Genomic DNA, 14,160 nt, shown 5'->3' with positions numbered 1-14,160 from the left:
CTGTGCGGGGAAGGCACGAATGCTGCGCGATAAGGCCGATCGCGCCGGGGACATGGCGGTGTTCGTGGCGGTGGCGGAGGCCGGCAGCCTGTCCGGGGCGGCGCGCCGGCTCGGGCTCACACCCTCGGCGGTGAGCCGGATCGTCGCCCGGATCGAGGCGCGGCTCGGCGTGCAGCTCCTGGTCCGGACCACCCGGACCCTGCGCCTCACCGCCGAAGGCGAGACCTACGGGCGTGCGGCGCGGCGCATCCTGGCCGATCTCGACGAGACCGAGACAGCTTTGTCCGACCGGGGCTGCCCGCGCGGGCGGGTCCGGATCAGCGCTGCCACCGCCCATGGCCGGCTGGTGATCGTGCCGCTGCTCGGGGCGTTCGTGGCCCGCCATCCCGGCATCGTGGTCGAGATCGACCTGAGCGACGAGATCGCCGACGTGCTCGGCGGCCGGGCCGATATCGGCATCCGGTTCGGCCCCCTGGCCGACAGCCCGCTCACCGCCCGGCGGCTGGGCGAGACCGGCCGGACCGTGGTGGCCGCCCCCGCCTATCTCGCCCGGGCCGGGACCCCGCGCCGGCCCGCCGACCTCGCCGACCACAATTGTCTGGACTTCACCTTCCGCCGAAGCGAGCCCGGCTGGCCGTTCCGCGAAGCGGGGCGCGACGTCATCCTGCCGGTGCGCGGTACGATCGCGGCCAATAACGGCGAGACCCTGGTGCAGCTGGCGCTCGGCGGCGTCGGCATCACCCGGGTCGGGACCTTCCACGTCGCCGACGACCTCGCCGCCGGCCGGCTGGTGCCGCTCCTGGAGCCGTTCAATCCCCAGGACCGCGAGGCGATCCACGCGGTGTTCGTGGGCGGACCGGCCATGCCGGCCCGGGTGCGGGTGCTGGTGGATTTTTTGGCGGAGCGGATGCGCGGGGGTTGAGCGGCGCCGCGAGCAGCGCGAGCACCGCTACGGCGCAGGCGATTGTGAGGGCGGCCAGGGTCCAGCACAGGGTGGTGAAGGCCGCCTGGTAGGCCTGGGTCAGGGTGGCGTCGTCGAGGCCGGGCATCAGCGCCCGGGCGGCGTCCGGATCCCCCACCGCCAGGCGCTGGCCCGCCTGTGCGCGGGACGCGTCGGGCAGGCCCGGGATCCGGCGCAGCTCCGCCGCGATGCGGCCGGCGAGCGTCGCGCTGACCAGGGCGAGCGCCACGCCCTCCCCGGCGACCCGGACCGTTCCGAAGATGCCCGCCGCCATGCCGGCGCGCTCCCGGGGCACGACGGCGACCGACAAGCCGTCCATCAGGCCCCAGGGCAGGCCGCTGCCCAGGCCGATGAGCAGCATCGGCGCCAGAACCGCGCGGCTGCCGATCGCGATGAAGCCGAGCCAGACCAGGCCGATTGCCGCCACCAGCAGGCCGAGGCCCGAAAGCAGGCCGGGCGGGACGCGCCGGGCCAGGGCGGCGGCCGCCATCGGGACGACCAGCATCGGCGCCGAGAGCGCCAGCATCAGGAACCCGGCCTCCATCTCGCTCCGGCCCTCGATGCCGATGAAGCGCAGGGGCAGGAGCACCAGCAGCACCACGAAGCCCGCGCAGGTCGCGACCGGCAGCATCTGCACGCCGACGAAGCGCCGGTAGCGGAACAGGCGGAGGTCGAGCATCGGCCGGGCGGCGCGGGTCTCGATGATCACGAAGGCTGCGAGGAGCAGCGCGGCGGCCGCGAGCAGCCCGAGCAGCGCCGGGCTGTCCCAGCCGCAGCCCGGTGCCTCGATCACCGCCACCGTCAGGGCGGTGAGCATCGCGGTGAAGCTCACCGTCCCCGGCCAGTCGAAGCTGCGCGCATGCGGGTCGCGGGTCTCGCGCATCCGCGGCGGCCCGAGCACCAGCGCGGCCGCGCCCACCAGCGCACCGGCCAGGAAGATCGCGCGCCAGCCGGCGCCGGCGATCAGGACGCCGGTGACGATCGGGCCGAAGGCTAGGCCGACGCCGAAGGTGGTCCCGAGCAGGCTGAAGGCCCGGGTGCGGGCATGGCCGTCGAATTCCCGGGCGAGCGCTGCGGTGCCGCCCGCCAGGGCTGCGGCGGCGCCGATTCCCTGCCCGGCCCGGAGCAGGTCGATCACCCAGAGCGCGGGGGCGAATCCCAGGGCCAGGGAAAACCCGGTGACGGTCGCCACGCCCGCCGTGAAGACCAGCCTGCGGCCGTAGCGGTCGGCCAGGGTCCCGGCCGCCATCAGCAGGCTGCCGAAGGTCAGCATGAAGCCGTTGGTGATCCAGGTCAGCGCCTCCGGCGAGCCGCCGAGTTCGCGCCCGATGGACGGCGTCGCCACCGCGCCGGCGGAAAAGCTGAGCGGCAGGATCAGGGCGGCGAGGCAGATCGCGGCCAGGACCAGCGGGTCGCCCGTCGGGGCGGGATGTGGGGTGTCGGGCATGGACGGGCTCCGGTCGGGACGAGCCGGGACCCTCGCTCGCGGAACCGGCGCCGTTAATCCCGCGCCTAGTCCTTTCATTCCGGACCGGGACGCTCTAATCGCCCGGCATGAACAGCCTCGGCGACATCGCGGCCTTCGTGCGCAGCGCGGAGCGGTTGAGCTTCGTCGAGGCCGGGCGCGACCTGCGCCTGTCGGCCTCGGCGGTGGGCAAGGCCGTGGCGCGGCTCGAGGCGGAACTCGGCGTGCGCCTGTTCCACCGGACCACCCGGCGGGTCTCGCTCACCGAGGAGGGCGCCCTGCTGCAGGCCCGCTGCCGGGCGATCCTCGACGACCTGCGCGAGGCCGAGGCGCTGGTCACGCAGAGCCGGCGGGCGCCGCGCGGCATCCTGCGGATCAGCCTGCCGATCGTCGGCTACCGCTTCCTGCTGCCGGTGCTGCCGGAGTTCCGGGCGCTCTATCCCGAGATCGAGCTCGAGCTCGATTTCAACGATCGCCAGGTCGACCTGGTGGAATCCGGCATGGATGCCGCGATCCGCAGCGGCAGCCTGGTCGATTCGCGCCTGATGGCCCGGCGCCTCGGCCCGTTCCGGTTCGTGCTCTGCGCCGCGCCGGCCTATCTCGACCGGGCCGGCACGCCCCGGCGCCCGGCCGAGCTCGCGGGCCACGCCGCCCTGCGCTTCCGCTTCCCCACATCCGGCAAGCTGCAGGACTGGACTCTCGCCGAGCCGCCGCCCGCGGGCCTGCGCACCGCGCTCACCTGCAACAACATGGAGGCCCTGCGGGCCGCCGCGATCGGCGGCCTGGGCATCGCCTGCATGCCGGATTTCCTGGCGGAGTCGGCCCTGCGCGCGGGCACCCTGATCCGGATCCTCGACCCGTACCTCACCGATCCCGGCCAGTTCTCGATCCTGTGGCCGTCCGGGCGGCACATGTCGGCCCGGCTGCGTGCCTTCGTGGATTTCGTGAGCGCGCGGTTGTTTCAGGCCGAAGAGGCAGGACCCGGCGGCTGCCGCGCCGAAACATTCCCACCCACCCCCTCATCCTGAGGTGCGAACGCAGTGAGCCTCGAAGGCGGGCTCCGGGGATCGCGCCGCTTGGCTGGAGGGCGCCTTCGAGGGCTTCGCTTCGCCACGCCGCCTCAGGATGAGGGGGAGATCTGGAATACAGGGAGCCCGGCCCCGGGCGATCGCGCCCTACGCGAACAAAACCGGCCGCCGTGCCGCCTCGGTGCGGATGATCTCCACGAGCTGCGCGTCCTCGGCCGGGTCGGCGAGGCGCAGGCCGACCGGGGTCGAGCGGGTCTGGATCGTCAGCCAGCGCAAGGTCGGCCGGAGGTCCGCGGCCTCCACCACCGCCACCCCGGGATGCTCCGGCTGGAGCTGCAGGAAGGTCAGGTGATTGCGGCTCGCCCGGCGGCCGAGGAGGTCGTCGATCGCCTCGATCGTCTCCCGGGGCGTGTGCAGATGGGTCATCATCCACAGCCGGTTCTCGGTGCCGGGCGTGTCGAGGGCCACGCGCAGGCGGCGCACGCCCTCGGTCAGGAAGGCGTAATCCGCCGCGTTCGCCGCCGGGTCATGGTGGTTGAACACGCATTCGAGCCCGTGCCGCTCCCGGTAGAGCCGGTGCCGGCCCCGCCAGATGTCTGGGCCGCGCCGCTCCGCCTCGGGGATGCTCTCGAGCTGGTCCCGGTCGGTGAGCGCGGCGAAATCGTCGTCCAGGCAGTCCCGGACCATGCCGGGCATGGAGAAGATCCAGTCCAGCGGGCCGGACCAATGGCGCAGGTCCAGGGTCTTGAGCACGTGCGCCATCTGGCAATTGCAGCCGAGCGAGACGTGGTTGTGCCCGCCCGGCTCGCGCGCGTCGCGCCGCCCGAGGAGCCGCCCGAGGGCGCCGAGCAGGCCGCCCGTCGCGCCGGGGGAAGTCATACGGTTCGCCCTTGCGGCTGACGCCTCCAGGGCGGTCCACCGCACCTGCGGCGACGCGCATTCGCGCTTGCCGACGGCCGAACGCCTCGAACGTCAAAAGTTTCGGCCGTCGGACTCACAGGGTCCGGCCGATGGCGAGGAATTTTTCGGCGCGGCGGTCGCGGATCTCCACCGGGGTCAGGCCCTCGAACTGGGCGAGCGACTCGGCGATGGCGTCGCCCGCGCCGCGGATCGCCGCCTCGCGGTCGCGATGCGCGCCGCCGGTGGCCTCCGGGATGATCCCGTCGATGACGCCCAGCCGCAGCAGGTCCTGGGCGGTGATCTTCATGGCGGTGGCGGCCTCGTGGGCCCGGCCCTGGTCGCGCCACAGGATCGAGGCGGCGCCCTCCGGCGAGATCACCCCGTAGATCGCGTGCTCCAGCATCAGCACCCGGTTGGCGGTGGCGAGCGCAATGGCGCCGCCCGAGCCGCCCTCCCCGATCACCACGGCGACGTTGGGCACGCCCAGCGCCAGGCACGCCTCGGTGGAGCGGGCGATGGCCTCGGCCTGGCCGCGCTCCTCGGCCTCGATGCCCGGATAGGCGCCGGCCGTGTCCACGAAGGCGATCACCGGCAGGCCGAACCGGTCGGCGGTCTCCATCAGCCGGACCGCCTTGCGGTAGCCCTCGGGCCGGGCCATCCCGAAATTGTGGCGCAGCCGCGCCTCGGTGGTGGCGCCCTTCTCCTGGCCGAGCACCAGGACCGGGCGCCCGCGGAAGCGGCCGAAGCCGCCCAGGATCGCCTCGTCCTCGCCGAAGCTGCGGTCGCCGGCGAGCGGCGTGAACTCGGTGATCAGCCCGGCGCAGTAATCCACGAAATGCGGGCGCTGCGGGTGGCGGGCCACCTGGGTCTTCTGCCAGGGCGTGAGGCTCGCGTAGATCTCGGCCAGGGCCTGGCCGGCCTTGGCCTCCAGCCGGCCGACCTCTTCGGAGATCGAGACGGCGCCGTCTCGCTCGCCGACCGCCCGCAATTCCTCGAGCTTGGCCTCCAGCTCGGCAACCGGCTTCTCGAAGTCGAGGTAGGTGCGCGTCACCGCCATCGTGTCACAGGTCTTCCCGGGTTCGCCGCTCCGGAAGCGGCGGGCGCGAGGTGTTGGCGATGGCGGGGGTGGTGTCAACCGGCGCCGGGTTCGAGCAGCTTTGCACGCGCATCCCGGGGTGGGATTTTTCGGCGGCGCAGTTGTGGTGGCGGAAGGATGCGTCAGGCCGAGGCGCGCACGGTCTCGTGAGGTGCGCGGGTCATCTCCGCACGGGCTCATGCAGGGCGCGACAGGACCCCTCTCCCGTGCGGGAGAGGGTTGGGATGAGGGAACCGCCTTATCCGGAAGACCCTGGTCCCTCACCCTGTCCCTCTCCCGCTCGGGAGAGGGGACCCGCGCCTCGTCCAGAAGCCCGTGACTCCAGCTACCCGCTCGCGATGGGCGACCTGCGACCAGCGCCATCCGTCATATCGACCGGCCAGCGTTCAACGCGGCCAGCCTGCCCCATTTCAAAAAAAATCAGGCCGCTAGCTCTTCCCGGGCGATGCGGCGGCAATGCTCCAGGTAGCCGCGCTGGTGCGCGCCCATCAGGTCGGTCACCGCGGACCAGAGCCAGCCGGGGGTGTCGGGGCCCTGGCCGGGGGCGCGCACGGTGTCGCTCCAGGCCTGGCGGTCGGATGCCGACATCTGGCGGCCGTGGGCGCGGCCGAGGATGGCAGCGAGATGGCCGGAGACCCGCACCGCCTCCCCCCGGGAGAATTGCTCGGCGTCGATCTTGAGATCCTGCGGCATCAGCTCGCGAACCGTGACCGGGGTGCCCTGGAAATGCGTGGCGACCATCCGGTCGCCGAGATTCGGCGACAGGGCGCGGGCGCCGGCCACGACCCGGACGGCCGGGTCGGCCGGCATGTCGGCCCCCGGGGCGGCCGGGGCGAGGAACGGCACCGCCTCCTTGACGTCGAGGAGGGCGAGATGCGGGCGGTCGCCGCCCAGGATCTCCACCAGGCCGGCGTAGCGCAGGCGGCCCAGCGAGCTGCACCCCTTGATCCAGTAGGCGGCATCGAGCAGCCGGATCTCCGCCCCGGCCTCGGCGCCGCCGAGCGCCAGGACCAGCCGGTGCACCTCCGGGTCGCGGCTCAGCGCCTCGAACGCCTCCTGCTCGGCGGCGTCGAGGTCGAAGAACCGGTCGCCGCGCGGCAGGCGGGCATCCTTGCCCTTGAGCCGCTCCCGGGACAGGTGGCGCCAGCGTCGGCCGAGCGCCCGGCGGCGCGTGGTGGCGACGATCTCGGATTCGGCGACGCCCCGCTCGGCCTGTTCGGGATCGAGGATCCCGTCGGCGTAGCCCACCGCCATGGCATCCATCATCCGGGCGGTGACGATGCCCGGCAGGGTCGCGTTGAGCGCGGCGGTGACAAGCGACAGGGCCAGCCGGACGAGGTCGAAGGTTGGGTTCGACACCAGGGTCTGGTCGAGGTCGCGGATCTGGATGTCGATCCGCCCGTCGGGGCCGGCGACCGCGCCGAGATTGCCGAGATGGGCGTCGCCGCAGATCCAGACCGGCGGCCCCTCCGGCAGGGTGCCGGCCGGCATGGCGGCGATCAGGTCGTAGAACTGCGCGGTGCTGCCCCGGACATAGGCGTGCGGCGAGGAAGCGATCTTGCACAGGCGGCGCTGTTCCAGCTCGCTCGCCTCGCGCCCGGACCGGGCCGGCACCTGCATATCCATCCGCGTCGTCCGATCCTCTGCTGCACCCGATCCGAACCGGGTCGGATCGATGTTGGGTGCGAGGTTAGATTTTCATCCTTAAGCGCGGGTGAGCATTTTGCCGCATCTCGCGTGCGGCGCGTTTCCGCCGGGGGCGCCGCTCCCTGTGGGATCCGGGAGCGCCCTCCGCCGCGACAGACCGACCTGCGTGCGGCGCGGGACGGTCGTGGTTGAGGGCCGCGATCGTCGCGATGCGTCGGGGCGGATCATCCCCGGCCCGTGCCGGATCGATGGCCCGACAGCGCTATGATGGCATTATCCCGGCTAAGATGATCGATAATGTAAAAACAATGCGTCTGATATATTTTCCAGAGTATGTCGGATAAAAAATCTGAAATCAAAGACATTCATATTCGTATTGCAGATGTAGGCCTGCAATTTTGTCTTGAATGTGTCGCATGTTGCGCTTAGGCTGCGGCGGAAACAGGAATCTGTCGCGTGAAGCACCGTAATGTCCGCGTCGGCATCGCCGCGTTGGCCGTATTTTCCGTCGAGCTCCGTGCGATTCCGGTCGGCGCGAGCGATTATACGGTGCCGGCGAATTCGACGAGCAAGTCGGCGATACCAGTGTCCGGACGTGATACCGTGACCGTCGGCGCTGGCGGCGCGCTCTCCGTCAACCAAAAGGCGGCGATCAACTGGAACGGTGCGTCCACGGATGTGAAGATCACCAATTCCGGCACAATCGAGTCAACCAAGGCGGGCGGCCGGGCGATCGACGCCTCGGGCGACGCCAACAACCGCAGCTTGACTCTGGAGAACAAGAAGGACGCGATCATCAAATCCGACAGCGATGCGTTCCGCATCAACGTCAACCCGACCGGCGGCACCGTAAGGGTGAACAACGCGGGAACCATCCAGTCGACGACGAAGCGGGCGCTGGATTTCGAGGCAGCCGCCAGCGGCAGCGCCACGATCACGATCACCAACACCGCCACCGGCATGATCAAGTCCGACGGCGACGACGCGATCCGGCCCGGCCAGGGGACGACGATCAACAATTCTGGCACGATCCGGACGAATGGTCAGGCCGCCGACAAGGCCGACGGAATCGATTTCAAGGACGCCACCGCTGGGACGGTGAACAACACCGACAGCGGCACGATCTCTGGCGCCCGCCACGGCGTCACCCTGGGCGGCAACAACGGCGCCGGCTCCGTGACGGTGACCAACGCGGCCGACGCCACCATCACCGGTCGCAGCGGCTCGGGCGTCGGTTCGGATGCCGGTGGTACGGTCACGAATCTCGGTACGATCGAGGGGGCCTATTCCGGCTCGGGCGACGGTGACGGCGACGGCGTCGATATCGACTACGCCGGCACGATCACCAATTACGGCACGATCAAGGGCACCGGCGCCGGCGGCTACGACAAGGGCGGCCGGGCCAATAACAGCGAAGGCATCTCGCTCGGCGGCGGCACCATCACCAATTCCGGCACGATCTCCGGCGCCAAGTACGGCATCGTGGTCAACAACGACTCGAATCCCGACAACAGCCGCAGCGGCGTCGCCGCGACCACGATCACCAACGAGGTCGGCGGCACGATCGAGGGCAAAGACGGCTACGCGATCCGGCTGGAGAACAAGCTCGGCACCGCGGCCGACAACGACACGATCGTCAACAAGGGCACGATCATCGGCAACGGCACGATCCCGGATCCGACCGCGGTGGTGACCCTTCAGAGCGGCAGCGTGGACGGCGGCTCGGTCGGGACGCTGGACGGGGTGCGCTACACCGGCACCGGCTCGGCCCGCTTCATCCGCGGCGACGGTGCCGCGATCCAGATGGGCGAGGGTGACGACGTCCTGACCAATTACGGCACGATCACCGGCAACAATGGCCGGGCGATCAGCCTGGAGGGCGGCAACGACACGCTCAACCTCTTCACCGGCTCGACCATCACCGGCCGGATCGACGGCGGCGCCGGCGCCGACACCCTCAACCTCGACAAGGCCGACACGGGAACCGGCGCCGGCACGCTGGCGAACGTGATCCATTTCGAGGTGCTGAACGTCAAGGGCGGCACCTGGAAGCTTTTGGACGATCAAGCCTACGCGAACGGCGCCACGGTTGCAGCCGGGGCGACGCTCCAGGTCGGCGACGGCGCCACCGCGGGATCGCTGGCGGCCGATGTCGCCAATGCCGGCGCGCTGATCTTCAACCGGACCGACACGTCGAGCTATGCCGGGGTGATCTCCGGGAGCGGCAGCCTGACCAAGGCGGGCACCGGAACCCTGACCCTGACGGGCGCCAGCACCTATACGGGCGCCACCACGATCTCGGAGGGCACGCTCACGATCCAGAGCGCCACGGCGCTGGGCGCGGCGGACGGCACGGCGGCCACCGGCACCACGGTCGCCTCCGGCGCGACCCTGGCGCTGAAGGGCGGCATTGCGGTGGGCAACGAGGCGCTGTCGCTCACCGGATATGGCCTGAACGCCTGCGGTGCCCTGTGCAACGTCTCCGGGATCAACAGTTATGCCGGGACGATCACCCTGACCGGCACCACGAGGATCGGCGCGGATGCCGGCAGGCTCACCCTGTCGGGCCCGATCGCGGGCGCTCCCGGTTCCGGCTTCGAGCTGGACCTGGGCGGTGCGGGCGACGGCATCGTCTCGGGCAGCATCGGGAACGTCGGCACCGTCATCAAGGTCGGAGCCGGCACCTGGACGCTGACCGGGAAGAGCAGCCTCAGTGACCTCCTGTACGCATTCGGCGGAGCCCTGCGGCTGGAGGGGGGCGGCACGGTCGCGAGCGACAGGGGCATCGTCGGCGGCGACACCGCCACGACGGCTTCCGCGACGGTGACGGGCTCTGGCTCGACGTGGACGAATCGGAGCACGCTCGTCGTCGGTGACATCAACGGCACCGGCATCCTCACCGCGGCGGCGGGTGGCGCCGTGTCGATCGGGACGAACGGTGCCGGTACGATGACGCTGGCGAAAGGCAGCCGCTCGACCGGTATGCTCACCATCGGTGCGGCCGCGGGCCAGAATCCGGTCGCTGCCGGCACGGTGACGGCGGGCGAGGTGGCGTTCGGCGCCGGCAGCGGCACGATCACGTTCAACCATACCGGCAACCCTGATGGCTCGGCCGTCACCTTCGCACCGAAGATCACCGGCGTCGGCAGCCTCAACCACCTCGCCGGCACCACGATCCTGTCCGGCGCCAGCACCTATTCCGGCACCACCACGATCGCGGGCGGCACGCTCAGCGTAGCCAACGCCACGGCGCTCGGCGCGGCGGACGGCACGGCCGCCAACGGCACTACGGTCGCCGCAGGCGCGACCCTGGCGCTGCAGGGCGGGATCGCGGTCGGCAACGAGGCCCTGTCGCTCGCCGGCACGGGCGTGAGCGATGGCGGCGCCCTGCGCAACGTGTCGGGCGACGACAGCTATGCCGGGGCGATCACGCTAACGGACAACAGCCGCATCGCCGCGGATGCCGCAAGGTTGACCCTCTCGGGCAGCCTCGCCGCTTCCGGCGGCGGCTGGGTGCTGACACTGGGCGGTGTCGGCGACGGGCGTATCACCGGCACCATCGGCAACACGATTGGTTCGCTCCTCAAGGACGGGACGGGCACCTGGACCGTGACGGGACAGGCCACGCTCGCGAACGAGGTGCAGTCGAGCGGCGGCACGCTGACCATCGCCGAGGGCGGACGCCTGTCCAACAGCGACGGCTTCGTCGGTCACGATACCGGCTCGTCCGGGACGATGACGGTGACTGGGACGGGCTCGACCTGGACCAATAGAGCCGGCCTCGTAGTCGGCTTCGGCGGCACGGGCACGCTCGCCATCCAGGGCGGCGGCCAAGTGTCGAACAGGAACGGCACCATCGGCTACTTCGCCACGTCGTCCGGGACGGTGACGGTGACTGGGACGGGCTCGACCTGGACCAATAACAACAGCCTCTATGTCGGCCACGGCGGCACAGGCACGCTCACGGTGGCGGATGGCGGCCTTGTATCGGCCGGCGCCAATGGCACGGGCACCGTGTCGGTTGCCTCCCTGAGCGGCTCGACCGGCACGCTCGCCATCGGCGCGGTCGCGGGCCGGAAGGCGGTCGCCGCCGGCACTGTGCAGGCCGTCGAGGTGGCTTTCGGCGCCGGCACCGGCACGATCACGTTCAACCACACCGGCAGCCCGGATGGCTCGGCCGTCACCTTCGTGCCGACGATCACCGGAACCGGCACGGTCAGCCATCTCGCTGGCACCACGATCTTGACCGGTGCCAACAGCTATACCGGCGCCACCACGGTCTCGGGCGGCAGGCTCAGCGCCGCCAATGCCACGGCGCTCGGCGCCTCTGCCGCCAAGGTCACGGCCGGCGGCACGCTCGACGTCAACGGTGTCACGATCGCCAACGCCCTGACCCTGGCCGGCTCCGGTGCGGGCGGCGCGGGGGCGCTCACCGGCACCGGCGCCGCCGGGGTCTCGGGCGCGATCACGCTGGCCGGCGATGCCGCCCTCGGTGGAAGCGGCACGCTGACGCTGTCCGGCGGCATCGGCGATGGCGGCAACGGCTATGGCCTGACCAAGCTCGGCACCGGCACCGCGATCCTGACCGGCGCCAGCACCTATTCGGGCACCACGACCATCCAGGGCGGCACCCTGCGGGCCGGGGCGGCCGGGGCGTTCGCGCCGGCCTCGGCGGTGGCGGTGGCCTCCGGCGCGACCCTCGACCTGGCGGGATTCGACCAGGGCATCGGCTCGCTGGCGGGCGCCGGCCGCATCAGCCTCGGCGCGGGTACGCTGACGGCCGGGGCCGACAACAGCTCCACCGCCTTCTCGGGCACGATCACGGGCAGCGGCGGCCTGGCCAAGGCCGGGACCGGAACCCTGACCCTCTCGGGCAGCAACAGCTACAGCGGCGGCACCGCGCTCCTCGGCGGGACGCTGGCGGTCGCCGCCGACGCCAGTCTCGGCGCGTCGGCGGGCGGCCTGCGCTTCGATGGCGGCACCCTGGTGACGACCGCCAGCCTCGCCACGGCCCGGCCGGTGACGCTGGCCGTCGACGCCCGCCTGCGCCCCGCCTCGGGGACGAGCCTGACCCTGAACGGGTCGGTCACCGGGCCGGGCGGCCTCGTCCAGGACGGGGAAGGCACCACGATCCTCGCCGGCCGCAACACCTATGCGGGCGCCACCACGGTGGCGGGCGGGACGCTGCAGATCGACGGGGTGCTGAGCGCCTCGGAGGTGACGGTCCGGCGCGGGGGCACGCTGGCGGGTTCGGGCAAGATCGGCGATCCGCTGATCGAGGCCGGCGGCCGGTTGGCACCGGGCAGCGCCGCGGTAATCGGCACGCTGTCGATCCACGGGCCGCTAACCTTCGCGGCGGGCTCGTTCTACACGGTCAAGCTGACGCCCGCCGCCAACGACCGCACCGACGTGACCGGTCCGGTGGCGCTCCAGGGCGGGACCGTCCAGGTTCTGGCCGGCGCCGGAACCTACACGCCGGCGCTGCGCTACACGCTGCTGACCGCCACGGGCGGGGTGACGGGCCGATTCTCCGCGCTGCAGACGACCAGCAACCTCGCCTTCCTGACGCCCTCCTTGAACTACGATGCGCACAGCGTGTCGCTGGGCTTCGCGCAGACGGCGCCGATAACCAGCGTGGTCACAACGCCGAACCAGACCGGGCCGGCGGCGGCGCTGAACGGCGTCGGGCCGACCGTGACCTCGACCGCCCAGCCATCGGCGACGGCCCAGAGCGCCTCGACCGCCCAGCCCTCGGCGACGACCCAGAGCGCCTCGGCCAGCCCGGCCGCGCCAACGGTGACGCAGGCGAGTACGGTGCATACCAGCGTGGCGGCCGACGGGACCACCACGACGACGATCAGCAACAGCGGCGGCACCACTGTGGTCGTCGCCTCCCCGGCCGCCCAGGTGGCCACCGCGGTGCTGAACCAGACCGCCCCGGGCGCGGCCCAGGCCCTCAACGCGATCTCCGGCGAGGCCCATGCTGCCGATATCGGCGTCGTGGCGCAGAGCGCCGCGATCGTCGAGGCGACGCTGCTCGATCACCTGCGCTTCGGCATGGCGCCCCTTGGTGAGGCGGCGGGCCTGTGGTCGGAAACGGGCTTCGCCGGCCGGATCCCCGCCGGCACCACCGTCCCGGCAGCCTACGCGGCCGCTCTGTCCGGCGAGCCGGCGATCGGCCTCGTTCCGGTCGCGCCGGCGCGGGCGAACTATTCGCTCTGGGGCCAGGCCCTGGGGGCGTTCGGCAGCACGCGCGGCAACGGCAACGCCGCCCGCCTGACCCGGGATATGGGCGGGTTCGTGCTGGGGGCCGAGACCGGGTTCGGCGCGCTGAGCCTGCCGGGCCTGACCGATCTGCGGGTAGGCGTGGCGGCGGGCTATAGCGTCGCCGGGTTCGACATTCCGGCGCGGCGGTCGAGCGGCCAGGTGGAGAGCGCGTTCGGGGCGATCTATGGAAGGGCGTCCCTGGGCGCAGTGGAGCTACGGGGCGGTGCCGTCTACGGCAGCGAGGCGTTCGACACCCGGCGCCAGGTGCAGTTCCCCGGCTTCTCGCAGGCGGTGACCGGGAAGGCGGGCGGCGACACGCTTCAGGCCTTCGGCGAGGCGGGGTACCGGATCGCCTACGGTCCGGGGGTGCTGGAGCCCTTCGTGGGCGGCACGACGCTGCATGTCCGGCGCGACGGGTTCGAGGAGCGCGGCGGTGCGGCGGCGCTGCGGATCTCCGGGCACCATGACGCCGTGCAGACGGCGACCGCGGGCGTCCAGGGTGAGATCGGTCTGGCGGATCTTCTGGGCCTGGACGTCCCGGTTCTGGCGCGCGGCCTCGTGGGCTACAGGCGGGCGTTCGGGGACGTGGTGCCGCGGGCGCTGGTGGCGTTCGCGGGCGGGCGTGCGTTCCAGACCGCGGGGGTGCCGCTGGCGCGGGACGCGGTCGTGGCTTCGGCGGGGATCGAGGCGCGGGTTGCGACGGGTCTGACGCTGGGGCTCGCCTATACCGGTCAGGTGGGCGAACGCGCCCAGGACCATGCCATGCGGGGCAGCCTGAACCTGCGCTGGTAAACCC

7 protein-coding genes are annotated in these 14,160 nt (G+C 71.9%); 3 read left to right on the top strand and 4 right to left on the bottom strand.

What is annotated here, in order from left to right:
- Positions 1-19 precede the first annotated feature (19 nt).
- Positions 20-922, top strand: a complete 903-nt coding sequence (locus LGR69_RS10795) for a LysR family transcriptional regulator (protein WP_230366008.1) — start codon at positions 20-22, stop codon at positions 920-922.
- On the opposite strand, the gene LGR69_RS10790 is transcribed toward LGR69_RS10795, so the two are convergent.
- Entirely contained in the window at positions 810-2,408 is a 1,599-nt protein-coding gene (locus LGR69_RS10790) for an MFS transporter (protein ID WP_230366007.1), read from the bottom strand. The two genes, LGR69_RS10795 and LGR69_RS10790, sit on opposite strands and share 113 nt — an antisense overlap.
- A gap of 107 nt (positions 2,409-2,515) precedes the next feature.
- On the opposite strand from LGR69_RS10790, the gene LGR69_RS10785 reads away from it, so the two are divergent.
- Positions 2,516-3,454, top strand: a complete 939-nt coding sequence (locus LGR69_RS10785; RefSeq protein ID WP_230366006.1) for a LysR family transcriptional regulator — start codon at positions 2,516-2,518, stop codon at positions 3,452-3,454.
- Between the two features lie 147 nt (positions 3,455-3,601).
- On the opposite strand, the gene LGR69_RS10780 is transcribed toward LGR69_RS10785, so the two are convergent.
- The 3 genes from LGR69_RS10780 to LGR69_RS10770 all read right to left on the bottom strand — a co-directional run bounded on the left by LGR69_RS10780 (position 3,602) and on the right by LGR69_RS10770 (position 7,076).
- The gene (locus LGR69_RS10780; protein WP_007560967.1) at positions 3,602-4,333 is read right to left on the bottom strand and encodes a DUF1796 family putative cysteine peptidase; all 732 of its coding nucleotides are present in this window, start codon (positions 4,331-4,333) and stop codon (positions 3,602-3,604) included.
- A 115-nt stretch (positions 4,334-4,448) separates the two neighbouring features.
- Positions 4,449-5,411, bottom strand: a complete 963-nt coding sequence (locus LGR69_RS10775) for an acetyl-CoA carboxylase carboxyltransferase subunit alpha (protein WP_007560969.1) — start codon at positions 5,409-5,411, stop codon at positions 4,449-4,451.
- A 459-nt stretch (positions 5,412-5,870) separates the two neighbouring features.
- Positions 5,871-7,076, bottom strand: a complete 1,206-nt coding sequence (locus tag LGR69_RS10770) for a DUF2252 family protein (protein WP_230366005.1) — start codon at positions 7,074-7,076, stop codon at positions 5,871-5,873.
- Positions 7,077-7,700: 624 nt separating this feature from the next.
- Here LGR69_RS10770 and LGR69_RS10765 point away from each other — a divergent pair.
- Positions 7,701-14,156, top strand: coding sequence for an autotransporter domain-containing protein (locus tag LGR69_RS10765; RefSeq protein WP_230366004.1), 6,456 nt, complete (start codon positions 7,701-7,703; stop codon positions 14,154-14,156).
- The last annotated feature ends 4 nt before the right edge of the window (positions 14,157-14,160 follow it).

It is taken from the genome of Methylobacterium brachiatum, assembly GCF_020523825.1.
GTDB classification, from domain to species: Bacteria; Pseudomonadota; Alphaproteobacteria; order Rhizobiales; family Beijerinckiaceae; genus Methylobacterium; species Methylobacterium brachiatum.
This window is presented reverse-complemented; position numbering and strand designations above follow the sequence as displayed.